Annotated in this window: 23 protein-coding genes and 1 tRNA gene; 15 read left to right on the forward strand and 9 right to left on the reverse strand. The window is 67.7% G+C overall.

Annotation, left to right across the window (positions count from 1 at the left end):
- Positions 1-21: 21 nt before the first annotated feature.
- Together AB1K63_RS06290 and AB1K63_RS06295 are read right to left on the reverse strand one after the other, a co-directional pair.
- The gene (locus AB1K63_RS06290) at positions 22-552 is read right to left on the reverse strand and encodes a L,D-transpeptidase family protein (protein WP_366959110.1); all 531 of its coding nucleotides are present in this window, start codon (positions 550-552) and stop codon (positions 22-24) included.
- Entirely contained in the window at positions 552-1841 is a 1290-nt protein-coding gene (locus AB1K63_RS06295) for an adenylosuccinate synthase (RefSeq protein ID WP_366959112.1), read from the reverse strand. The genes AB1K63_RS06290 and AB1K63_RS06295 overlap by 1 nt, the downstream gene beginning before the upstream one ends.
- A gap of 218 nt (positions 1842-2059) precedes the next feature.
- Here AB1K63_RS06295 and AB1K63_RS06300 point away from each other — a divergent pair, with 218 nt between their 5' ends.
- On the forward strand, positions 2060-2878 hold the full coding sequence (locus AB1K63_RS06300) for an aldo/keto reductase (RefSeq protein ID WP_366959114.1): 819 nt from the start codon (positions 2060-2062) through the stop codon (positions 2876-2878).
- Between the two features lie 33 nt (positions 2879-2911).
- Here AB1K63_RS06300 and AB1K63_RS06305 read toward each other — a convergent pair whose 3' ends face one another.
- From AB1K63_RS06305 to AB1K63_RS06315, 3 genes are all read right to left on the reverse strand, one after another.
- On the reverse strand, positions 2912-4015 hold the full coding sequence (locus tag AB1K63_RS06305; RefSeq protein ID WP_366959115.1) for an ATP phosphoribosyltransferase regulatory subunit: 1104 nt from the start codon (positions 4013-4015) through the stop codon (positions 2912-2914).
- A gap of 85 nt (positions 4016-4100) precedes the next feature.
- Positions 4101-5687, reverse strand: a complete 1587-nt coding sequence (serA, locus tag AB1K63_RS06310) for a phosphoglycerate dehydrogenase (protein WP_366959116.1) — start codon at positions 5685-5687, stop codon at positions 4101-4103.
- Positions 5688-5784: 97 nt separating this feature from the next.
- A complete protein-coding gene (locus AB1K63_RS06315; protein WP_366959118.1) occupies positions 5785-6954 on the reverse strand; it encodes a phosphoserine transaminase in 1170 nt (389 codons plus the stop codon).
- A gap of 170 nt (positions 6955-7124) precedes the next feature.
- Between AB1K63_RS06315 and AB1K63_RS06320 the strand changes: the two genes are divergently transcribed.
- A complete protein-coding gene (locus AB1K63_RS06320; RefSeq protein WP_366959119.1) occupies positions 7125-8279 on the forward strand; it encodes a glycosyltransferase family 1 protein in 1155 nt (384 codons plus the stop codon).
- Between the two features lies 1 nt (position 8280).
- Here the strand turns inward: AB1K63_RS06320 and AB1K63_RS06325 are convergent, their stop codons facing one another.
- On the reverse strand, positions 8281-8733 hold the full coding sequence (locus AB1K63_RS06325) for a hypothetical protein (protein WP_366959120.1): 453 nt from the start codon (positions 8731-8733) through the stop codon (positions 8281-8283).
- Between the two features lie 227 nt (positions 8734-8960).
- Here AB1K63_RS06325 and AB1K63_RS06330 point away from each other — a divergent pair, with 227 nt between their 5' ends.
- The 4 genes from AB1K63_RS06330 (at position 8961) to AB1K63_RS06345 (ending at position 11894) form a co-directional block, all read left to right on the forward strand.
- Positions 8961-9506 (forward strand): hypothetical protein, encoded by a 546-nt coding sequence (locus AB1K63_RS06330; protein ID WP_366959123.1) that lies wholly within the window; start codon positions 8961-8963, stop codon positions 9504-9506.
- Between the two features lie 84 nt (positions 9507-9590).
- On the forward strand, positions 9591-10907 hold the full coding sequence (locus tag AB1K63_RS06335) for a replication-associated recombination protein A (RefSeq protein WP_366959124.1): 1317 nt from the start codon (positions 9591-9593) through the stop codon (positions 10905-10907).
- 2 nt (positions 10908-10909) lie between these two features.
- The gene (locus AB1K63_RS06340; protein WP_366960657.1) at positions 10910-11794 is read left to right on the forward strand and encodes a hypothetical protein; all 885 of its coding nucleotides are present in this window, start codon (positions 10910-10912) and stop codon (positions 11792-11794) included.
- A 27-nt stretch (positions 11795-11821) separates the two neighbouring features.
- Positions 11822-11894, forward strand: a tRNA-Thr gene (locus tag AB1K63_RS06345).
- A 133-nt stretch (positions 11895-12027) separates the two neighbouring features.
- Here the strand turns inward: AB1K63_RS06345 and queF are convergent.
- Positions 12028-12486: a preQ(1) synthase gene (gene queF / locus AB1K63_RS06350; protein ID WP_366959126.1), complete on the reverse strand. Its 459-nt coding sequence runs from the start codon at positions 12484-12486 to the stop codon at positions 12028-12030.
- Between the two features lie 103 nt (positions 12487-12589).
- Between queF and AB1K63_RS06355 the strand changes: the two genes are divergently transcribed.
- From AB1K63_RS06355 to AB1K63_RS06395, 9 genes are all read left to right on the forward strand, one after another.
- Positions 12590-13741, forward strand: a complete 1152-nt coding sequence (locus tag AB1K63_RS06355; RefSeq protein WP_366959127.1) for a hypothetical protein — start codon at positions 12590-12592, stop codon at positions 13739-13741.
- Between the two features lie 38 nt (positions 13742-13779).
- A complete protein-coding gene (locus AB1K63_RS06360) occupies positions 13780-14628 on the forward strand; it encodes a sulfurtransferase (protein ID WP_366959129.1) in 849 nt (282 codons plus the stop codon).
- Complete coding sequence (gene metC, locus AB1K63_RS06365) at positions 14580-15836, forward strand: cystathionine beta-lyase (protein WP_366959130.1); 1257 nt, start codon at positions 14580-14582, stop codon at positions 15834-15836. The genes AB1K63_RS06360 and metC overlap by 49 nt, the downstream gene beginning before the upstream one ends.
- Positions 15833-17083 carry a mechanosensitive ion channel domain-containing protein gene (locus tag AB1K63_RS06370; protein ID WP_366959131.1) on the forward strand — a complete coding sequence of 417 codons (1251 nt, stop codon included), beginning with the start codon at positions 15833-15835 and terminating at the stop codon, positions 17081-17083. Before metC ends, AB1K63_RS06370 begins: the two co-directional genes overlap by 4 nt.
- A 93-nt stretch (positions 17084-17176) precedes the next feature.
- On the forward strand, positions 17177-17947 hold the full coding sequence (gene cobA / locus AB1K63_RS06375) for a uroporphyrinogen-III C-methyltransferase (RefSeq protein ID WP_366959132.1): 771 nt from the start codon (positions 17177-17179) through the stop codon (positions 17945-17947).
- On the forward strand, positions 17944-18240 hold the full coding sequence (locus AB1K63_RS06380; protein WP_366959133.1) for a DUF2849 domain-containing protein: 297 nt from the start codon (positions 17944-17946) through the stop codon (positions 18238-18240). The genes cobA and AB1K63_RS06380 overlap by 4 nt, the downstream gene beginning before the upstream one ends.
- Entirely contained in the window at positions 18240-19871 is a 1632-nt protein-coding gene (locus AB1K63_RS06385; RefSeq protein WP_366959134.1) for a nitrite/sulfite reductase, read from the forward strand. Before AB1K63_RS06380 ends, AB1K63_RS06385 begins: the two co-directional genes overlap by 1 nt.
- Positions 19864-20298 (forward strand): DUF934 domain-containing protein, encoded by a 435-nt coding sequence (locus tag AB1K63_RS06390; protein WP_366959136.1) that lies wholly within the window; start codon positions 19864-19866, stop codon positions 20296-20298. The genes AB1K63_RS06385 and AB1K63_RS06390 overlap by 8 nt, the downstream gene beginning before the upstream one ends.
- Positions 20295-21062: a phosphoadenylyl-sulfate reductase gene (locus tag AB1K63_RS06395; protein ID WP_366959137.1), complete on the forward strand. Its 768-nt coding sequence runs from the start codon at positions 20295-20297 to the stop codon at positions 21060-21062. The genes AB1K63_RS06390 and AB1K63_RS06395 overlap by 4 nt, the downstream gene beginning before the upstream one ends.
- A gap of 12 nt (positions 21063-21074) precedes the next feature.
- Here the strand turns inward: AB1K63_RS06395 and AB1K63_RS06400 are convergent, their stop codons facing one another.
- Both AB1K63_RS06400 and proB read right to left on the reverse strand, forming a co-directional pair.
- Complete coding sequence (locus tag AB1K63_RS06400) at positions 21075-21986, reverse strand: NAD(P)-dependent oxidoreductase (RefSeq protein WP_366959138.1); 912 nt, start codon at positions 21984-21986, stop codon at positions 21075-21077.
- A complete protein-coding gene (gene proB, locus AB1K63_RS06405; protein WP_366959139.1) occupies positions 21983-23116 on the reverse strand; it encodes a glutamate 5-kinase in 1134 nt (377 codons plus the stop codon). The genes AB1K63_RS06400 and proB overlap by 4 nt, the downstream gene beginning before the upstream one ends.
- Between the last annotated feature and the right edge of the window lie 2 nt (positions 23117-23118).

A 23118-nucleotide genomic window follows, 5' to 3' on the forward strand; every position in this document is an offset into this window, starting at 1 on the left:
CAGGTCAAGTTCCCGAATTCGTCAGGGGCGAATTTCTATCGGCGTCCCGTCGGGCACGGCGGACCACATTTCCTCGATCTCGGCATTGGTCACCGCGATGCAGCCGTCGGTCCAGTCGCCCGAAATGCGGTCCAGCGGCGATCCGTTGGGCTGGCCGTGGATGAAGATGTCGCCACCCGGGCTGCGGCCGACCGATTGCGCGAAGGCCCGGTCGCGCGCATCGGGATAGGAGATGCGCAGCGACAGGTGGTAGGCGCTGTTCGGGTTGCGCGTATCGATGGTGTAGCGGCCTTCGGGCGTGCGCTCGTCCCCTTCGAATTGCTTGTGGCCCTGCGGCGCATCGCCGAAGGCGATATCGCGATAGGTGCGCAGCGCCCGGCCTTCACGGAACAGGGTCAGCGTCCGGTCCGACTTGTCGACCAGCAGGAAGTCCGCCGTCTGCGTGAGCGGCGCGTCGGCCGCCTGCGGGGCCACCGCCTCGCGCGGGACGGGGCTGCATCCCGCGGCCAGCGCGAGCGGCAGAAGCCAGGAAAGGCGCCCGCCCCGCCGCATCAGTCCTCGAACGGGTCGCGCATCAGGATCGTGTCGTCGCGTTCCGGGCTGGTGCTGACCAGTGCCACCGGCGTCTCGATCAGTTCCTGCACGCGCTGGATATACTTGATGGCATTGGCCGGAAGGTCGGCGAAGCTGCGCGCGCCGGCGGTGCTTTCCTGCCAGCCGTCCATCTCCTCGTAGATCGGCTGGACCGCCGCCTGGCTCTGCGCGTGGCTTGGCAGGTAGTCGTAGACGTTGTTGTTGAGCCGGTACCCGGTGCAGATCTTCACCTTGTCGAGCCCGTCGAGCACGTCGATCTTGGTCAGCGCGATGCCGGTCACGCCGCTGATCGCGCAGGTCTGGCGCACGATCACCGCGTCGAACCAGCCCACGCGCCGCTGCCGCCCGGTCACCGTGCCGAATTCATGGCCCCGCTCGCCCAGCCGCTGGCCGATCTCGTCATCGAGCTCGGTCGGGAACGGGCCGCTGCCCACGCGGGTGGTGTAGGCCTTGACGATGCCGAGCACGTAACCGGTCGAATTGGGGCCGAGGCCGCTGCCCGCGGCGGCGGTGCCGCTGACCGTGTTGGAGCTTGTGACGAAGGGATAGGTGCCGTGGTCGATGTCCAGCAGCACGCCCTGCGCGCCTTCGAACAGAATCTTGGCCCCCGCCTTGCGCACCTTCTTCAGGCGCTTCCAGACCGGCTGCGCGAAGCGCAGCACGAAGGGCGCGATCTCGGCCAGCTGGGCCTTCAGTTCCTCGCGGTCCACCGGCTCCTGGTCGAACCCGGCGCGAAGCGCATCGTGGTGCGCGCACAGGCGGTCGAGTTGCGCGTCGATCTGGTCCAGGTGTTCCAGGTCGCACACGCGCAGCGCGCGGCGGCCCACCTTGTCCTCGTAAGCCGGGCCGATGCCGCGCCCGGTCGTGCCGATCTTGCCCTTGCCCGCCGCATTCTCGCGCAGGCCGTCGAGGTCGCGGTGGAGCGGCAGGATCAGCGCGCAATTGTCGGCCAGTGCCAGGTTGTCGTCATTGATGGCGACGCCCTGCCCTTCCAGCTTCTCGACCTCGTCCCGCAGCGCCCAGGGGTCCAGCACCACGCCGTTGCCGATGATGCTGAGCGTGCCCGACACGATCCCGCTCGGCAGCAGGCTGAGCTTGTAGGTGGTCCCGTCGATGACGAGAGTGTGGCCGGCATTGTGGCCGCCCTGGAACCGCACGACGGCATCGGCGCGGTCGGCCAGCCAGTCGACGATCTTGCCCTTGCCTTCATCGCCCCACTGGGCGCCGATCACGGTCACGTTGGCCAAACTCGATCATCCTTCGTTACCCGCGCCTGGGGGAGACATGGACCGCATGGACCACTGTCCTGGAGCGAAAAACCGCGGGGGTCGTCATCACCGGCTCCGGCGCGGCGCTATGGCATGGGCGGGCCGTGTAGGAAACGCCTTTTCGGGCCAATATTCCGGCACGCGGCAGGGGACATAAATGCGCGCATGTGCGTTGGTCGGCAAAAGAAGGAGTTTGCATGACCGACCAACCCACCCTCACCCTCAACGACGACCGCCAGATCCCGCAGCTGGGATTCGGCACGTGGAACATCGACCCGTCCGAGGCGGCGCAGGCCGTCTCCACCGCGCTGGAAGCGGGATACTGGCTGGTCGATACCGCCGCGATCTACAAGAACGAGGAAGGCGTCGGCAAAGGCATCGGCGACTGGTCCGACATCTTCCTGCAGACCAAGATCTGGAACGAGAGCCAGGGATACGACCGCACGCTGAAGGCGGCGGACAAGTGCCTCGACCGGCTGGGCCGCGAACACGTGGACATGCTGCTGATCCACTGGCCGCAACCCGAGCGCGGCCTGTTCGTGGACACCTGGAAGGCGCTGATCGAACTGCGCGACCAGGGCAAGGCGAAGTCCATCGGCGTGTCCAACTTCCGCGAAGAAGACCTGAAGCGCATCGTGGACGAGACGGGCGTGGTCCCCGCGCTCAACCAGATCGAGCTGCACCCCAGCTTCCAGCAGCGCGACATGCGCAAGGTGCACGAGGAAATGGGCATCGTGACGCAGAGCTGGTCCCCGCTGGGACAGGGCGACACGATGAACGCCGATGCGATCAAGTCGCTGGCCGAGGAAACCGGCCAGTCGGCAGCCGCCATCGTCATCCGCTGGCACATCCAGCACGGCCTGTCGGTCCTGCCGCGTTCGACCAACCCGGATCACATCCGCGACAATTTCACCGCGCTCGATTTCGAACTGACGGATGAGCAGATGGCGAAGATTGACGAACTGGATTCGGCCGACGGCCGGATCGGCCCGGAACCGGGCAAGTTCAACGACTGATCCCGAAAACCGGTTCTGGCAGGCGGCGGTGTCTCAGATGAGGACCGCCGCTTCGCCGTCCAGCCGGTAGGAACAGCCCAGCGTCGCCGCATCGTCGCGGTCCGAGGTGGCGCCGACGGTGCGCCATCCTTCGGAGCGCAGCCTTGCGGCGGCTTTCGTATCGTGGCCCGGCGGGCAGAAGACGAGCTTGCGTGTTTCCGCCTCCGGCAGCACCGGCAGCAGCCGGTTGGCGTAGAGCGAGAAGCCGGTCGCCAGTTCGAAGGACCCGCGGATTCGGTAGGTGCCGCCGCGGCCCAGCGCCTCGCGCGCGCCCTTGGCGTAAAGCGTGAAGCCGAACCAGCTCTGGTATTCGAAACCGTGCCGCTCGCTCGGGTCCAGCGTGATGCGCGCCCGGTTGCCGATACGGCTCGCCACGGTGCGCAGGCCCGCGATACGGCTGGAGAGCGCCCCGCCCGCGTCGATCGCCGCGAGCTGCTCGATCGCTTCATCGAACGGGCCGGCGGCATAGAGCAGCGGCAGGTAGGCCTCGCCGCCCGCATCGCGCAGGCCGCCGGCGTCCTTGGTGTCCAGTTCGCGCCGCACCGCCGCACGCTGGTCATCGGCGAGCGGGAAGACGTTTTCGGACAGCACGTCCACCAGGTCGGGCAGGGTGAGGTCGATGGAAATGTCGCTGGCACCGGCGCGCTCCAGCGCCTCGATCGCGACCAGCGCGATCTCGCAGGCGGCGTCCACGCTGTCGCTGCCGATCAGTTCGGCGCCGATCTGGAGGCGCTGGCGCACCGGGTCCAGCTGGTCGCCCGCGATCCGCATGACCTCGCCCGCGTAGCACAGGCGCAAGGGGCGCGGCGCGTCGCGCAGGCTGGTCGCGGCGATGCGGCCAACCTGCACGGTCATGTCCCCGCGCAGCGCGAGCGTGCGCAGGCTGGCGGGATCGGTGAAGCGGAACAGGTCCTGCGCGCTGACTCCTTCCATGCGTTCGGTCATGGACCGTTCAAATTCCACCAGCGGCGGACGGACGCGGTCGTAACCGTGCATGTCCATCACGTGCAGCGCCTCGCGCATGGCGAGGGTGAGGATGCGGGCCTCTTCGGGCAGGCGGTCGGACAGGCCCTCGGGCAGGAGATCGTCTTGGGTCATTGCGCGCCCGCCCTAGCCGCGCCGCCATCCGCGCGAAAGCGGGAATGACGGCGGGCCGGGAAATGGGGCGCGAAAGGAGGCCGGATCAGAACTCCAGCGGGATGACGGTCTTCACGCCTTCAAGCGCTTCGGCCCGGGCCACGATCTCGGGCGAGATCGGCTGGTCGACACTCAGCAGAACGACCGCTTCCCCGCCCGCCTCGCGCCGGCCGAGGTTGAAGTTGCCGATGTTGATGCCCGCCTCGCCCAACAGCGAACCGATGCGGCCGATGAAGCCGGGTGCGTCCTCGTTCACGACGTAGAGCATGTGCCCGTCGAGATTGGCCTCCACCCGCACGCCGAAGATTTCCACCAGCCGCGGCGCGTCGCTGCCGAACAGCGTGCCGGACACCGACCGGTCGCCTTCGCTGGTGCCCACGCCCACGCGCACCAGCGTGCTATAGGCGCCTTCGCGCTCGTTGCGGATCTCGCGCACTTCCAGCCCGCGTTCCTTGGCGAGATAGGGCGCGTTGACCATGTTCACCGTGTCCGAATAGCGGCGCATGAAGCCCGCCAGCACGGCGCCGGTGATGGGCTTGCCGTTCAGCTGCGCGGCGGCGCCTTCGCGCTCCACGCTGATCTGCGTCAGGTTGCCGTGCGCCAATTGCCCGACCAGCGAGCCCAGCTTTTCAGCCAGCGCCATGTAGGGCCGCAGCTTGGGCGCTTCCTCGGCGCTGAGGCTGGGCATGTTGAGCGCGTTGGTGACGCCGCCGCTGACGAGGTAGTCGCTCATCTGCTCGGCCACCTGCAGCGCGACATTGACCTGCGCTTCGGTGGTGGACGCGCCGAGATGCGGGGTGGAGACGAAACCCGGCGTGCCGAACAGCGGGCTTTCCTTGGCCGGTTCGGTCTCGAACACGTCGAGCGCCGCGCCCGCAACGTGCCCGCTGTCCAGCATGTCCTTGAGCGCGGCTTCGTCGATCAGGCCGCCGCGCGCGCAATTGACGATGCGCACGCCCTTCTTCGTCTTCGCCAGGTTCTCGCGACCCAGGATATTCCGCGTCTGGTCCGTCAGCGGGGTGTGGAGCGTGATGAAATCTGCGCGCGCGAGCAGTCCGTCGAGATCGACCTTCTCGATCCCCAGTTCCACCGCGCGGTCTTCCGTCAGGAAGGGATCGTAGGCGATGACCTTCATCCGCAGCCCCTGCGCGCGGCTGGCGACGATGGAGCCGATATTGCCCGCGCCGATCAGGCCCAGCGTCTTGCCGGTCACTTCCACGCCCATGAAGTCGCTCTTGGGCCATTCGCCCGCCTGCGTGCGGCGGTCGGCGGCGGGGATCTGGCGAGCGAGCGCCATGATCATCGCTATGGCGTGTTCCGCCGTGGTGATCGAATTGCCGAACGGCGTGTTCATCACGACCACGCCCTTCCCGCTGGCATAGGGGATGTCGACATTGTCGACCCCGATGCCCGCGCGGCCGACGACCTTGAGGTTGGTCGCGGCATCGAGGATGTCGGCGGTCACCTTGGTGGCAGAGCGGATGGCGAGGCCGTCATATTCGCCGATCACGGCTTTGAGTTCGTCCGGCGTCATGCCGGGCTTCACGTCCACCTCGCAGCCGCGCTCCTCGAAGATGGCGGCGGCCTGCGGGTCGAGCTTGTCGGAAATCAGGACTTTGGGTTTCTGGGACACGGTCGGTCTCCTCGTCGTCCCGGTCGGGCCGGGATATGTCTGCACATCGGGGAAAGGGGCGCGCGGCCACGCGGACCGCGCGCGATAACTGGAAGGGTCAGGCGCCGGCCTTGACCTGGTGGTAGGCCCACTCGATCCAGGGCAGCAGGCGCTTCACGTCCTCCTGCTCGACCGTGCCGCCGCACCACACGCGCAAGGACGGCGGCGCGTCGCGATAGCCGTTGAAATCGTACCCGACGCCGCGTTCCTCCAGCATCTTGACGATTGTCTTAGGCACGCCCGCCTTGTCCTCGTCGGACAGGCCATCGTACCACTCGCCCTGGAAGACGAAGCACACGCCGGTGTTGGTCCGCTTGGCAGGGTCGGAGACCATGTTGCGCAGCCACGGCGTCGCCTCGATCCAGTCGGTCAGGACCTTCGCATTGGCGTCGGCCCGTTCGAACAGCGCGGTGCGCCCGCCGATCGACTTCGCCCATTCCAGCGCGGCGATGTAATCCTCGGTCGCCAGCAGGCTCGGCGTGTTGATCGTCGCGCCTTCGAAGATGCCGGTGTTGATCTTGCCGCCCTTCTTCATGCGGAACAGCTTGGGCAGCGGCCATTCGGGATCGTAGCTCTCGATCCGCTCCACCGCCTTCGGGCTCAGGATCAGCATCCCGTGCTGCGCTTCGGAGCCCATCACCTTCTGCCAGGAATAGGTCGTGGCATCGAGCTTGGGCCAGTCCATCTCCTGCGCGAAGATGGCGCTGGTGGCATCGTTGATGGTGATGCCCTCGCGCCCTTCGGCCAGCCAGTCCGTGTCCGGGATACGCGCGCCCGACGTCGTGCCGTTCCAGGTGAAGACGACGTCGTTTTCCTGCGGGATCTGCGCAAGGTCGGGGATCTCCCCGTAATCGGCGTCCAGCACCTGCAGGCGGGGCAGCTTCAGCTGCTTCACCGCGTCCTGGATCCACACGTTGCCGAAGCTTTCCCACGCAGCGACCGTGGCCGGGCGCGCGGGATCGAGCATGCTCCACATCGCCGCCTCGATCGCGCCGGTATCGGACGCGGGCATGATGCCGACGAGGTAGTCGTCCGGGATGCCGAGCAGTTCCTTCGACAGGTCGATGGCGTATTTCAGCCGCGCCTTGCCCACCGCGGAACGGTGCGAACGGCCGAGCGATTCGGTGTGCAGCTTGTCGAGGGACCAGCCCGGGAACTTGACCGTGGGACCGGAAGAAAATTGCGGACGATCCGGCTTCAGCGCCGGTTCGCTAACGTGTTCAGTCATGTATTCTCTCCTTGCAGAGAGCTCGCGCGGCGTTGGGACCGCGTGGCCCACATGCGGCCCTAGAGACGGCGCACGGCATGTCAAACGATCATTGCCGCGCGGTGGGGGATGGCAGGCGGGATAGCGCTTCGACCTCGCCAAAGCGCGCCGCAGCGCCTAGATGCCGGAGCATGGACGTGACCGACCTGCGCATCGCGCTCTTCAGCGGCAACTACAACTACACCCGCGACGGGGCCAACCAGGCGCTCAACCGGCTGGTGGGCACGCTGCTGGATCGCGGCGCAGCGGTGCGCGTCTATTCGCCCAAGGTGGCCGAGCCCGATTTCGAACCGACCGGCGACCTCGTGAACGTGCCCAACATCCGCATGCCGGTGAAGGGGCGCGGGGAATACCGCCTGCCGACCGGCATCAACGACGAGGTGCGCGCCGACTTGGAAGCGTTCGCGCCCAACACGCTGCACCTGTCCTCGCCCGATTTCGCCGCGCAGGCGGCGCTCAAATGGGCGCGCAAGCGGGACATCCCCGTGCTGGCGAGCGTGCACACCCGGTTCGAGACCTATCCGCGCTACTACGGGCTGGGTTTCCTGGAAGGCTTCGTCGAGGCGATGCTGCGCCGCTTCTATCGCAAGTGCGATGCGCTGGTCGCGCCGTCCGAAAGCCAGGTGCAGACCTTGATCGAGCAGCGGATGCATTCGGACATCTCGATCTGGTCGCGCGGGGTGGACCGCGCCGTGTTCGCCTCGGACAAGCGGGATCTCGACTGGCGCCGCCAGCACGGACTCGCCGACGACGACGTGGCGATCGTCTTCCTCGGCCGGCTGGTCATGGAAAAGGGGCTGGAGCCGTTTGCCGACACGATCATCGAACTGCGCAAGCTGCAGGCCCCGCACAAGGTGCTGGTGATCGGAGACGGGCCGGCGCGCGGCTGGTTCGAAAAGGCCTTGCCGGGCGGCATCTTCGTCGGCTTCCAGACCGGACCGGATCTCGGCCGGGCGCTGGCGAGCGGCGACATCTTCTTCAACCCGTCCGTGACCGAAACCTTCGGCAATGTGACGCTGGAAGCCATGGCCTGCGGCCTGCCGGTCGTGGCCGCCGGCGCGACGGGCAGCACCAGCCTGGTCCGGCCGGGACAGACCGGGACGATCGTTCCCGAAGGCACGCCGAAAGCGTTTGCCGCCGCCCTCGCCCCCTATTGCAACGACGACGCGCTGCGCCGCGCGCATGGACGGGCGGGCGAGGAACGCAGCAAGGAATTCAGCTGGGACGCGATCAACGACGCGGTGGCGCAGACCTACCTGCGCCTCCACGCCGAACGCGGCCGCTAGGTCAGCGCAGCACCCCGCGCCTCGCCATCGCGCGCGAATACAGGATCAGGAAAATCTCGATCGCGAAGATCGCGACCGTCATCACCAGTTGCAGCCCCGCCATAGACGTCCCGGGCATCGGGTCGCTGAACTGCATCGAGAACGACGCGACCGTGCCGAGGAAACTCAGGATGAAAACGTAATAGGCGAAGCCCGACCGCAGCAGCAGCAGGATCGAACCCAGCACCGCCCCCCAGATGCCGATCGCCCAGGCGAATTCGAACCACAGCGGACGGCTTTCGAAATAGGCGATCATGGTCTGCGTGCTGACACCGGTCATTTCCGCGGCCGCCGCCAGGTAATCGGCATTCGCCAGCTGCGTCTGGATATAGTCGTTGGCTCCGCCCGCGTGCCACAGCAGCGATACGATCCCCACGACCCACAGATGCCAGGGCGTTCCCCTACGTTCGTTCATATAACCCTCCCCTCCCGAAAGGTGATGCGACCGCGTGCAGGATACTCCCCTTCGCCGCGACCGCCAAACGCGTTAACGCTCGCGGGTCGGACGCGCGGAAAATTGACCTCGCTCACGAAGCCGCTCATGCTGAAGCTGTCGAAAGGGTCGCGCTTTTCGGGGACGGTCGGGGCCGGAACCACCGAACGGATTGGGGGACACCGATGGCGTTTTTCAGGATTTGCGCGATGGCTGCTTGTGTTCTGGCAGTGGGGCTGGCGGTCGCCCCGGCACCGGCCAGGGCGCAGACGAAGGACCAATGCGACGCGGCCTACCTGGCGATCTTCGATGCGCTGGACCATCGCGGTCCGAACAAGCCCTATGTCTCCGAAGAGGCGCAGGAATGGGCGCTCGATTACCAGGGCCGGCACCGGCGGGGCGAATTGTGCGATACCCTGCCCCCCGGCTATCCACCTGCCGAGGATGCGGCCGAAGACCCTCTCGCGGCCATGCAGGAGGGTACCGCCGCCCTCAGATCGCTGGTCGCCGAAACGGCCTTCAAGTCCGGCATGGTCAATATCAGGGAAGGCTACCGCGAAGCGGGCATCGCCAGTTTCAAGAAAGCCTGCGACCTCGATCACGCCGACGGATGCTATGCCTACGCGACCTATCTTGGGTTGCAGATGAGCGACTTCGAGGCCCCCGAAGTGGTCGCCACCACCCAGAAGGCGTGCAGGTTGGGAAGTGAAGAGGCCTGCGAGTCCGAGCGCGAGCGCACCGGAGCCGCTCGATAGGGTCTTGCGTTAGGGCTGCCGGTTCGGTGGCCGCCCGCATCGATGCGATGGCCAAACGCATCGGCGCTCCCTACATCGCCCGCCATGGCCGACCTCTTTGGCGACGATCTACCCCCGGCTGATGCCCCCGAGACCCGGCGCGAGGATGCGCCGCTGGCCGACCGCCTGCGTCCACGCGTGCTGGGCGAAGTGGTGGGGCAGGACCACCTGACCGGGCCGGAAGGCGCGATCGGGCGCATGGTCGCTGCGGGCAAGCTGTCCAGCATGATCCTGTGGGGCCCGCCCGGCACCGGCAAGACCACCATCGCGCGCCTGCTGGCCGACGCGGTGGGGATGCGGTTCGAGGCGGTCAGCGCCGTATTCAGCGGCGTCGCCGACCTCAAAAAGGCGTTCGCCGCGGCGGACAAGGCGGCCGCCGCGGGCCAGCGCACGCTGCTGTTCGTGGACGAGATCCACCGCTTCAACCGCGCGCAGCAGGACGGCTTCCTGCCCTTCGTGGAACGCGGCACGGTGACGCTGGTCGGCGCGACGACGGAGAACCCCAGCTTCGCCCTCAACGCCGCGCTTCTAAGCCGGGCGCAGGTGCTGATCCTCGAACGGCTGGGCCACCAGGCGCTCGGCCAGCTGCTCGACCGGGCGGAAGAGCTGGAAGGTGCCCTGCCCCTGACCGAACCGGCGCGCGATGCGCTGGTGGCGAGCGCGGACGGGGATGGCCGGTTCCTGCTCAACCAGGCGGAAGTCCTGTACAACGCTCGCATTGGAGAACCGCTCGACCCGGCGGCGCTGGGCAGTTTCCTGCAGCGCCGGGTGGCCGTGTACGACAAGGATCGCGACGGCCATTACAACCTGATCAGCGCGCTTCACAAATCGGTGCGCGGGTCCGACCCGCAGGCGGCGCTCTATTACCTCGCCCGGATGCTGACCGCGGGCGAGGAACCGCGCTACGTCGCCCGGCGGCTGGTGCGCATGGCGGTGGAGGATATCGGCCTCGCCGATCCCAATGCGCTGGTGCAGTGCATGGCGGCGCGCGACACCTACGAATTCCTCGGCAGTCCGGAAGGCGAACTGGCGCTGGTGCAGGCGTGCCTCTACCTCGCCACGGCGCCCAAATCGAACGCGGTCTACAAGGCGCAGAAGGCGGCCTTCCGCAGCGCGAAGGAAACCGGCAGCCTGATGCCGCCCGCCAATATCCTCAACGCGCCGACGAAGCTGATGAAGGATATCGGCTACGGCAAGGGCTACAGCTACGACCACGACGCGGACGAGGGCTTTTCCGGCGACGATTACTGGCCGGAGGAGATGGACGGGCAGACCTATTACGAGCCGGTCGAACGCGGCTTCGAACGCAAGATCCGCGAGCGGATGGCGTATTGGGACAAGCTGCGAAGCGAACGCGCGTGACGGTGCGCGGAGGCCGCTTCCGCCACTTCCTCGCCATCGACTGGTCGGGCGCGAAAGGCCAGCGCCAGAAGGGTATCGCGCTGGCACTCGCGGATGCCGCCGGCGGCCCGCCGGTGCTGGTCGAGCGCGGTCGCGCGTGGTCGCGGGCCGAAGTGCTGGATATCCTGCTGGACCTGCCGGACGATACGCTGGTCGGCATGGATCTGGGCATCGGATTGCCTTTCGCCGATTGCGGCGCCTACTTTCCCGGTTGGGCGAAAAGCCCGCCCGATGCGCGCGCATTGTGGGCGCTGGTGGACGCGGTCTGTGCCGGCGATCCCGACCTGACCGCCTCGAGTTTCGTCGAACATCCGTCGCTAAGCCCTTATTTCCGCAGGCAGGGCAACGGCGAAGGCGCGCATTTCCGCTGCGACGGGGCGGAGCACGGTCGCGGGCGTTTCCGCATCACCGAGCAGGCGCAGGCTGCCATGGGCTGCAAGCCCTACAGCAATTTCAACCTCGTCGGCGCGGCGCAGGTCGGCAAGTCCAGCCTGACCGGAATGCGCGTGCTCAACCGGCTGGCGGGCCGGGTCCCGGTATGGCCGGTCGATCCGCTGCCGGAGACGGGATCGGTCATCGTGGAGATCTACACCACCATTGCCGCGATGGAGGCGGAACGGTCGAGCGGGCGCAGCAAGATCAGGACGTTCGAGGACCTGGACATCGCGCTGGCCGCGCTCGGCTCTCCGCCGGTCGGTGGATCGGGCGCGGTGACGGACCACGCCTCCGACGCGCTGCTGACCGCCGCCTGGCTGCGCAAGGTGGCGCACGATCCGGCCCGCTGGGGCCCGCCCGGCCTGACCCCGCCCGTCGCCCGCACGGAGGGCTGGACTTTCGGCGCGATTTGAGGCTAGCGGGCGCGTCTCCTTCGGGACGCCGGCTTAGCTCAGTTGGTAGAGCAGTTGATTTGTAATCATCAGGTCAGGGGTTCGACTCCTCTAGCCGGCACCGAAACTGTGGGATGTTTGTTTTCCGCAGGCCCTCCGGCCTGCGATATCCTCGCGCCTTCGGCGCTGCGGGCGGGCGGTCGCCCTTGCGGTCGCTGGCGCGACCATTTTCTTCCTGGCCTACAGCGTATCGCCTAACCCCGCCCGCGATAGCCGGGGACGCCCTGGTCGGGGACCCACAGGCCTTCGGGCGGCGGGCCGCTCTGCCAGAATACGTCGATCGGGATGCCGCCGCGCGGGTACCAGTAGCCGCCGATGCGCAGCCATTGCGGCTGCATCTCGTCCACCAGCCGCTGGCCGATGCCGACCGTCACGTCCTCGTGGAAGCCGTTGTGGTTGCGAAAGCTGCCGAGGAACAGCTTGAGGCTCTTCGATTCCACGATCGTTTGCGCAGGCGCGTAATCGATCACGAGATGGGCGAAATCGGGCTGGCCGGTGACCGGGCAGAGCGAGGTGAATTCCGGCGCGGCGAAGCGCACTAGGTAGGTCGTTCCGCTGCGCGGGTTGGGCACGTAGTCGAGCTGCGCCTCGTCCGGCGATTGCGGAAGCGGCGTCTGCTTGCCGAGTTGCGTCGTGTTGAGTGTGTCGTTCATGCCGCGCTTGTGCCGCATCTCGCATGGATGGCACAAGTCGTCAGTGGCCGGCGCGCCTTTCAGTGACTATTCAGGCGCGCAATCCCTTTCCCGTCGCGGTCCCATGTTCGCCAGATACCTCCTCCTCACCGTTTCCGCGCTGGCCGTCGTGCCGGCCGCCCACGCGCAGCAACAGCAATCGCCGGGCGGCTTCCAGCTGCCGCCCGATCCGACGCCCACGCCGACCTCGCGCGTGCAGGGGCCGGTCAATCCCGACACCGGGCAGGCCCCGCGCACGACCGAGACCGCCGCGCCGACACCCACGCCCAGCGCATCCGCGCCGGTGCGCCAGGCGCCCACGCCCGCCGCCACGCCGCGCGCCACGCAGACGGGTGGAACGCAGGCAGGAACGACGCGGACCCAGCCGACCACTGGCGCTGCGCGATCGCCCGCCCCCAATCCGGCGCAGACGGTGCCGCCCGCGATCCAGCCGACGATCGATCCGCTGGAATCCGCGCAGCCTGGGGACACGCCGGTAGCGACGCCCACGCCGACCGCGATGCCGAGCGCCGCGCTTCCCGACACGCCGGTCCCGTCCGAAGTGCCCGAACCGGCTGAGGCTGAGGAAAGCTGGTCCGGCTGGTTCGCGCTGCTGGCGCTCGCGGTCCTCGCCATCGGCGGGATCGCCTGGCTGCTGCGCCGCCGCAATGCGGGCCGCCCCGCGCCGACCATCGAGCGGCCGACACTGCGTCCCGAACCCGCGTCCGATACGTCCGCCGCCCCGCCTATTTCCGCGCCGGTTTCACCCATCCGGATCGAGGCGGAGGCGCTTTCGCTCAGCCGCAGCTTCGTCAACACGACGCTTTCCTACGCCATTACCATCCACAATCGCGGGCCGCGCGCGATCGAGGGCGTGCGGGTCAGCGCCGACATGACCACGGCGCATTCGAAAGTGCCGGTGGACCAGCAGCTGGCCGATCCCGCGACCACCCTGCCCGTGCTGACCGATATCGAGATGCTCCAGCCCGGCGCGGCGAAGCAGGCGCGCGGCGAGTTCCGTCTGCCGGTCAACGCCCTGCGCACCATCACGCAGGGCAATGCGCACCTCTATGTCCCGCTGCTGCGCCTCCGGGTCGAGGCTCCGGGGATGGAGCCGGTGGTCCGCACCTTCGTGGTCGGCATCCGCCAGCGCGGGCGGCAAAGCAAGCTGCTGCCCTTCCGGCTGGACGAGATGGCGCAGACCTACCGCGAAATCGGGTTGCGCCCGCTGACCTGACCTCGACGCGCGCGCGACCAGCGCCTAACGACGTCTGCATGGACATGCTCGTATCCACCGACTGGCTGGCCGGAGAACTGGGCGCGGACGATCTGGTCGTCCTCGACGCTTCGGCCCACTTGCCCGATTCCGGCATCGATGCCGCCCGCGAATATGCCGCTGCGCACATTCCCGGGGCCCGCTTCCTAGACCTGCCCGGCTTCTTCGATCCGGAATCGCCGGTTCCCAAGGCCGTGCCCACCCGCCGCCAGTTCGAGGAGCGGCTGCGTTCGCTCGGCATCGCGGAGACCACGCGGGTCGTCCTCTACGATGCGAGCAAGCTGCGCAGTTCGGCCCGCGCCTGGCTGATCTTCGACCGCTTCGGTTTCGGCCGGGTCGCGATCCTCGACGGCGGGTTCGAGAAATGGCGGGCCGAGGACCGCCCCGTCGAAAGCGGCGAGCCGGAAACGAAGGCGGCCGAATACCGCTCCGAAATCGACGTGCCCGAGGGCATCCGCAGCAAGGCGGAGATGCTGGAAAACTGCGAGACACGGGCGGAGCAGGTGGTGGATGCGCGCGATGCGGACCGCTTCACCGCCGCGAGCGACGACGCGGTCCACGGCCTCGCCGGCGGTCACATCCCGGGCGCGCGCAACCTGTTCTTCCGCGACCTGCTGAACGCGGACGGCACCTTCAGGGAGCCAGACGCGCTGCGCCGCGCGTTCGAGGATGCCGGGATCGATCCGGCCGGCCCGCTGGTCGCCACCTGCGGGAGCGGCGTGACCGCATCGGTGGTCCTGTTCGCGCACCGCCTGCTCGGGCACGATCACGGCGCGCTCTACGACGGCAGCTGGGCCGAATGGGGCGCCGATCCGGAAACCCCCAAGGAAGGCGGGCCCGCGCTTTGACCGACAAGACCGACAGGGAAAAGCGCACCGCCACGCGGCTGGTGGAAGCCGGGCGGCGCAAGGAATGGACCGGGCCGGTGGTCAATCCGCCGGTCTGGCGCGCGAGCACGCACCTCTATCCCGACACCAAGGCGCTGCGCAGCGGCCCCGCGCGCAACGAGGACGGACGCTTCTTCTACGGCCGCCGCGGCGGGCCCACGCAATGGGCGCTGGCCGACGCGCTGACGGAACTGGAGGCGGGCGCCGCCGGCACGGTGCTCTACCCCAGCGGTGTCGCGGCGATCGCGGGCGCGCTGCTGGCGGTGCTCGATCCGGGCGACGTGCTGCTGGTCACCGACAATGCCTACGATCCGACGCGGTCCATGGCGACCGGTCTGCTCAAGCGGCTGGGCGTGGAGACGCGCTTCTTCGACCCGCTCGACATCGACGGGTTCGCAGGCAGGTTCTGCGACCGGACGAAGGCGGTCATGCTGGAAAATCCCGGCAGCCTGACGATGGATGTCTGCGATGCGCCCGCGCTGGCGGAGATCGCCCGCCGCCACGGCGCGACCAGCATCATCGACAACACCTGGGCGACGGCACTGGGCTTCCCCGCGCTGGAAAACGGGATCGACATTTCGGTCATGAGCCTGACCAAGCATGTCGGCGGCCATTCCGACCTGCTGATGGGCAGCGCGAGCGCGGGCGAGCGCTGGTACCGCGAATTGCGCCGCACGGCGCAGGAGCTGGGCCAGGTAGTCTCCCCCGACGATGCGGCGCTGGCGCTGCGGTCCCTGCGCACCATGGGCCTGCGCCTGAAGGCATCGACGGCCGGTGCCGTGGCCGTTGCCGACTGGCTGCAATCCCGCCCCGAAGTGGCGCAGGTGCTCTGCCCACCCCTGCCCGGCGCGCCCGGCCATGACCTGTGGCAAAGCCAGTTCAAGGGCGGCTGCGGTCTGTTCAGCTTCGTCCTCGCCACGCAGGATGCCTCCGCCCGTGCGGCACTGATCGACGCGCTGGACCTCTTCGGCATCGGCTTCAGCTGGGGCGGGTTCGAAAGCCTCGCGATTCCCTTCGACGCGGGCACCATGCGCACGGATTCGCCCTGGCCGCCCGAAAGCTGGCCCGGTGGCGCGACGCTCGGCATTCGTCTATCGATCGGGCTCGAAGACCCCGAAGACCTGATCGCCGATCTCGAACGGGGCTTCGCGGCGATGGAGCGCGCATGAGCTTGCCAAGCAATCCCGCCCAGGCCGTGATCGACGCGGCGGAGGCCGATACCGCGCCGGCGGACGAACCGACCGCGGTCCCGCTGCGCGATCCGGAAACGGGCGATCCGCTGCTGGACCCCGATACGGGCGAGCAGCTGCGCGGCATCCCGGACGAACAGCCGACGCAGTTCCTGGACCCGGACACGGGCGAGGTGCTGCTGGACGCCGACACCGGCGAGCCCCTGAGTGCCATTCCCGAAGTCGCCGCCTCCCCCACGCCGACGCCCACAGAGACCGCGACGGAGGCACTGACCGCGTCCGACGATATCCGGGAATCCTTCAGCGAACGGAGCGAGGCGGCCGGGAACCTGATCGAACGGCTGGACGGGCTGGCGATCGACCTCGGCACGTTCCACGTATCCCTGTGGGACGTCATCATCGTGTTCCTGGTCATCGGGGGCGTCGCCACCGGTGCGTATCTGGCGAGCAAGCTGCTCCACTCGGTGCTCAAGCGGGTGACCAAGCTCGACATGACGCGCCGGCTGCTGGCGGAAAAGATCATCAGCCTGGGTGTCTGGGCGCTCGCCTTCCTCATCGGCATCAATTTGCTGGGCATCGACCTGACGGCGCTGGCGGTCTTCTCCGGTGCCTTCGGCCTCGCCATCGGTTTCGGCCTGCAGAAGACCTTCGGCAACCTCATCGCCGGGATCATCCTGCTGATGGACAAGTCGATCAAGCCGGGCGACGTGATCGTGACTGCCGATGCGGCGGGCAATTCCGTCTTCGGCCAGATCCGCAAGATCGGCGTGCGCGCGGTGTCCATCATCACCCGGGACCAGAAGGAATATCTGATCCCGAACGAGAACCTGATGATCAATCAGGTCGAGAACTGGTCCTATTCCAGCAAGAACGTGCGGATCCAGGTGCCCGTCGGCGTCAGCTACAATGCCGACATGAAACAGGCCGAGGAACTTATGCTGGAAGCGGCCAAGGGCTGTTCGCGCGTCCTGAAGACGCCGCCGCCGGTGGTGTGGATGGCCGGATACGGGGAAAGCTCGGTCGATTTCGTGATCCATTGCTGGATCGACGATCCCGAAAGCGGCGTCGGCAACGTGCAGTCCGAAGTGCTGAAGAACCTCTGGCACCTGTTCGTGGAACACGACGTCGAAATCCCCTTCCCGCAGCGCGACATCAACCTGCGCAGCAACGAGGCGTTCGAGCAGCTGACGGCCGCCATCGCGCAGCGGATCAACAAGGACGGCTGACAGGCGCGGCGTACAGCCGTCCGATAGCTCAGCTTCGCGCGTCCCTATCCATTCTCGTTGGCGTGGGCGGGCCTCGCGCCGCATCTTGCCGCCATGGCACAGGAAATCACCAGGACGGGGACCATCCACCTCGTCGGCGCAGGTCCGGGCGATCCCGACCTGCTGACGCTGCGCGCCGCGCGGCTGATCAAGATGGCGCGGATCATCGTCCATGACGGGCTGGTCGATCCGGCCATCCTCGCCATGGCACGGCCCGATGCGCGGCTGGTCTCGGTCGCCAAGAAGCGCGCGCACCATACCCTGCCGCAGGAAGACATCTGCGCCCTGCTGGTGCGCGAAGCGCGCGCCGGACACGATGTCGTCCGGTTGAAGGGCGGCGATCCGCTGGTCTTCGGGCGCGGCGGGGAAGAGGCCGAAGCGGCCCATGCCGCCGGCGTGCCGGTCCAAATCGTGCCCGGCATCAGCGCCGCCAACGGCGCGGCGGCCGCGGCGCAGATCGCCCTCACCCATCGCGATGCGTCCAGCATCGTCAGCTTCGTGGCCGGCCAGTGCAAGGGCCTGTCGGACCAGGACTGGGCGGGGCTTGCCGGGAAGGGCCGCACGCTGGTCATCTACATGGGTGTGAAGACCGCGCCGCAGATCGCCGACAAGCTGATGGAGGACGGCCTTGCGCCGGACATGCCCGTCGCCGTGATCGAGAACGCCGCGCGCCCGCAGATGCGGGTCCTGCGCGGACTGCTGGCGGGCCTTCCCGACCTCGTCACGCGCGAGGACGTGCAGAGCCCCGCGCTGATCGTGATCGGCGAGGTTACCGCGCGCGGCGACGTGCAGGTGGCGCGGACAGCGCACGAGGCGGTGACATGAAAATCCTGACCGGAAACGACCTCAAGACTGGCGCGGTGGTCTGGTGGACCGGCAGCGAATGGTCGCTGCATGTGGAGGACGCCGCCGATGTCGGCGACCGGGCGGACGAGATCGCGCGGCGCGAGGAAGCCGCGCGGCGCGTCAACGTCCCCTACGCGATCGACGCCGAGCTGCACGAGGGCCACCCGCGCCCCGCGCATATCAAGGACCGCGTCCGCGCGCTGGGCCCCACCGTGCGCCCCGACCTGACTCTCAAACCGGCCGATCCCGAAATCGGCAACTGGGTGATCTGATGTACAAGTACGACCAGTACGACCAGGCGATGGTCGATGCCCGCGTGGAGGAATTCCGCGACCAGGCGAACCGCCGCCTCGAAGGAAAGCTGACCGAGGACCAGTTCAAGCCGCTGCGGCTGATGAACGGGCTCTATCTCCAGCTGCATGCCTACATGCTGCGCGTGGCGATACCCTACGGGACGCTCGACAGCCGGCAAATGCACGCGCTGGCGGACATCGCGGACAAGTACGATCGCGGATACGGGCACTTCACCACGCGCCAGAACATCCAGTACAACTGGATCAGGCTGGAAGACGCGGCCGACATCCTGGCGGACCTCGCCAAGGTGGAAATGCACGCGATCCAGACCAGCGGTAACTGCATCCGCAACATCAGTTCGGACCATTTCGCAGGCGCCGCGGCGGACGAGATCGTCGACCCGCGCCCCTATGCCGAACTGCTGCGTCAGTGGTCGAGCTTCCACCCGGAATTCAGCTACCTGCCGCGCAAGTTCAAGATCGCGGTGATCGCCAGCGACACCGACCGTGCCGCGATGCGTCTGCACGATATCGGCATCAACATCGTGCGCAATGATGCCGGGGAATTGGGCGCGGCCTTCTATGTCGGCGGCGGCATGGGCCGCACCCCGATGATCGCCCCGCTGATCCGCGACTTCGTGCCGCTGGACCAGTTGGTCACCTACGCCGAGGCGTGCCTTCGCGTCTACAACCGCCACGGACGGCGCGACAACAAGTACAAGGCGCGCATCAAGATCCTCGTCCACGAAATGGGCGCCGAGGAATACGCCCGGCAGGTGGAGGAGGAATTCGCCCACCTGCTGGAACAGGGCGTGGAACCGCCGCTTGCGGAACTGGAGCGGATCGGGGGCTTCTTCGTGGCGCCGGATTTCGAGGACGGGCCGAAGACAATCGACCGGTCCGATCCGGGCTTCGCGCTCTGGGTCGATCGCAACACGGTGCGCCACCGGAACGATGCTTACGTCAGCGCGGTCGTCAGCCTGAAGCCCGTCGGCGGAATCCCGGGCGATGCTACCGCCGATCAGATGCGCGTCATGGCGGATCTGGCCAAGGAATACAGCTTCGACGAATGCCGCGTGATGCACACGCAGAACATCGTCCTGCCCCATGTGCGCATCGCGGACCTCCACGCGCTGTGGACCCAGCTGGACGAAGCGGGCCTGGCCGAACCGAATCTCGACCAGGTGGACGACATCATCGCCTGCCCGGGGCTCGATTATTGCAGCCTCGCCAATGCGCGCTCCATCCCGATCGCGCAGAGAATCTCGGAGCGGTTCGTCGCCAACGGGATGCGCGATACGCTGGGCGAGCTGAAGCTGAAGATCTCCGGTTGCATCAACGCCTGCGGCCATCATCACGCGGGCCATATCGGCATCCTCGGCGTCGACCGGAAAGGCGTCGAGAATTACCAGCTGTTGCTGGGCGGGAGCGAGGCGGAGGATGTGAGCCTCGCCAAGATCACCGGCCCCGGCTTCGACGAGGCGGGTATCGTGGATGCGGTCGAAACGGTGTCGAACGTGTACCTTCGCGAAAAGCGCGACATCGAGCGGTTCATCGACACCTACAGGCGCATCGGAATGGCCCCTTTCAAGGAGGCGCTCTATGGCTGATATCCTGCGCTACCGCGACAACGAACCCGTCGGCCACCCCGCCGTGACCGTCGACGCCTTCCTCGACCAGAGCGACGCCGAAGCCGTCCGCATCGAACCGGGCGACGACGCGCGCGACCTCCTGCCGCACCTCGATCGTATCGCACTGGTGGAGATCAACTTCCCCTCCTTCGGCGACGGCCGCGGCTATTCCGCCGCCCGCATCCTGCGCGAAGCCGGCTTCACAGGAGAAATCCGCGCGGTGGGCGACGTGCTGGTGGACCAGATCGCCTACATGCGCCGCTGCGGGTTCGACGGGTTCGATCCCGACAGTCCGCTGGACCCGGCCGACGTCGAAGCGGCGCTGTCGCGCTGGCCGGACGTCTATCAGCCCGCCGCGGACGACCGCACCCCCATCTGGGCGAAGCGCCACGGGGCGGCGGCATGAACCAGCTACGCGCGATTGACCGACTCGAAACCGCGCCGCGCCACACGGAACAGGACGCGATCCGCCTGAATCGCCAGTTCCGCGGTTCCGACACGGACGAGATGCTGCGCGCCGTGATCGAGGACGGCATTGCAGGCGACGCCGCGATCGTCTCCAGCTTCGGAGCCGAGAGCATCGTGCTGCTGCATCTCGTCACGCGGGTCGCGCCCGATATTCCCGTGCTGTTCCTCGAGACGGGCAAGCATTTCCCTGAGACGCTCGCCTATCGCGACGAGGTCGCCGAAAGGCTCGGCCTCAATCTCGTGAACCTCCATCCCGATTTCGACGAACTGGCGGCAAAAGACGAAACCGGCCTGCGCTGGTCCTACGACCCAGACGGATGCTGCGAGATCCGCAAGGTCAAACCGCTGACCCGCGCGCTGATCGATTACGAATCCACCTTTACCGGGCGCAAGGCGTACCAGAATTCGGGCCGCGCCACCCTGCCCCGGTTCGAGATCGACACGTCGGACGCCATGGGGCGGCTCAAGATCAATCCGCTGATCGACTGGGACGCCAGCCATATCGAGGGTTACCTGATCCAGCACGACCTGCCGCGCCACCCGCTGGTGGCACTGGGATATCCCTCCATCGGCTGTTCGCCCTGCACCACCAAGGTCGCGCCGGGCGAGGATCCGCGTTCGGGCCGCTGGAAAGGCTGGGACAAGACCGAGTGCGGCATCCACCAGCCGGGCACCGACGAGGCCGACCAGCCCTATTTCTGAGCGCTGCGCGGCCTAGAGCCAGCGCACCTGCCGGTACCATTCGGCCGTATCGCGCAGGCCCTTGCGCGGTGGCACCTGCGGCCGCCAGATCGCTTCGGGCACGGCGCGCCGCGGGCTCACGACCCAGTCTGGATGGACGAGATAGCTCGCCCGGTCGGTCGTCAACCGCGCCCGCGCCCCGCGTATCCGCTCGTCCAGATGGGCCGCCAGTCTCAGCGCCCAATCCGGCAAATGCAGCACGGCGGCCTTGCTGCCGACCGCCCAGCTGATCGTGCGGGCCAGGTCGCCATGCGTCCAGCCACCGGCGCGGCCGTCGTCCGGCTCGAAGATCGCATGCGTCGTCTCCTCGCGGGAGGGAACGAGATCGAGCAACAGTCGGGCGAGATCCTCGACATGGATCAGCGAACTGCGCCCCCGCTTCGAAGGCACCGGGATGACACGCTTCTGCGCCGCCTTGAACATCTCGAGATAGTCGCGGTCACGCGGGCCGTAGACGCCCGGCGGGCGCACGATGGTCCAGTCCATGCCGCTGGCCGCCACGATCCGTTCCGCCCGTGCCTTGGACCCGCCATAGGCTGAGAGGAGCGGTTCGCGCGCGGCGAGCGAGCTGACGAAAATGAACCGCCTGACCCCTGCGCCCTTCGCCGCTTCGACCAGGTTGAGCGTCCCGGTCACATTGGCGATTTCCATGTGTTCCGGTTTACGCGCGGTGGTCAGGCCGGCGATGTGGATTACCGTTTCCGCACCGGCCACGAAATCGTCGAGAACGAATTTCTCCGCCAGCCCGCCCTGGACCCAGTCGAAATCGAGCCGGCTTTCCGGCGGATTGCGCGCCAATACCCGAGCGGTTTCCCCGCGTTCTTCCAGCAGGTCGAGCACGGCCTGCCCCACGAACCCCGTTCCCCCGGTGATCGCGACTGTCATGCCCGCACCAGATGATCGCGGTGAATGACTGCGGCGCGCGGCGTGTAGCCGAGCCGCGCGGCCTGGTCCTCGTCTTTCAGGCCGCGGATGGCGCGACATTCCTCGCTCGAATACTCGACCAGCCCCTGGCCCAGGCGCTCGCCCCCGGGCCCTTCGATGGCCACGAGGTCGCCTCGCTCGAAGTCTCCTTCCACCTGCGTTACGCCAGCGGCGAGCAGGCTGGCACGATCGGCCAGCGCCGCGGCACAGCCGGCATCGACGCGCAGCTTACCGGCGACGGACAACCGCCCGCCCAGCCATGCCTTGCGGGCATTGTCGCGGCGACGCGGAAGGAACAGCGTCCCCGTACCGGCCTCCCGCGCTGCGCCGATCGGCGCATCGGGCCGGCCGTCCACGATGGCAAGGGCGATGCCCGCCCGCCCGGCGATCCGTGCGGCTTCCACTTTTGCGATCATGCCGCCCGTCCCCACGCCCGAAGCGGACGTGCCCGACGCCATGGCGAGGATGTCAGGCGTGACGCCTTCGACCACCGGCACGCGGCGCGCGCCGGGTTCCCCCGGATGCCGGTCGTACAGGCCATCAACATCGGACAGCAGCACCACCGCCTGCGCCTGTGCAGCCTGCGCAACGCGCGCGGCGAGGCGATCGTTGTCGCCGAAACGGATTTCCTCTGTCGCAACACTGTCATTCTCGTTGACGACGGGGACCGCGCCTTGTTCCAGCAAACGGCCCAGAGTGGCCGAAGCATTGAGATAGCGGCGGCGATCCTCGAGGTCGCCCAGCGTCACCAGCATCTGCGCGGCGACCAGTCCGTGCGCATCCAGCGAGCGGGACCAGAGCCGGGCCAGTTCGACCTGCCCGACAGATGCCGCAGCCTGCGCGTCGGCGAGGCTGCCACGGCCGCCCGCGGGCAATCCCAGTCGCTTCGCCCCAAGCGCGATCGCACCCGAACTGACGACGATGACGTCCCGCCCCGCCTGGCGGAAGGTGGCGATTTCACCGGCGAGTGCCGCCAGCCACTGGTCCCGCGCCGTGCCGTCGCGCACCAGAAGCGCGGACCCGACTTTCACGACCAGACGCCCCGCCTGCGCAGGTTCGAGAAGCGCGGACAGGGTGTGCGGGGCCGACATTG

Origin of the sequence: Qipengyuania sp. JC766 (assembly GCF_040717445.1) — a bacterium.
In the GTDB taxonomy this organism is placed as follows: domain Bacteria; phylum Pseudomonadota; class Alphaproteobacteria; order Sphingomonadales; family Sphingomonadaceae; genus JC766.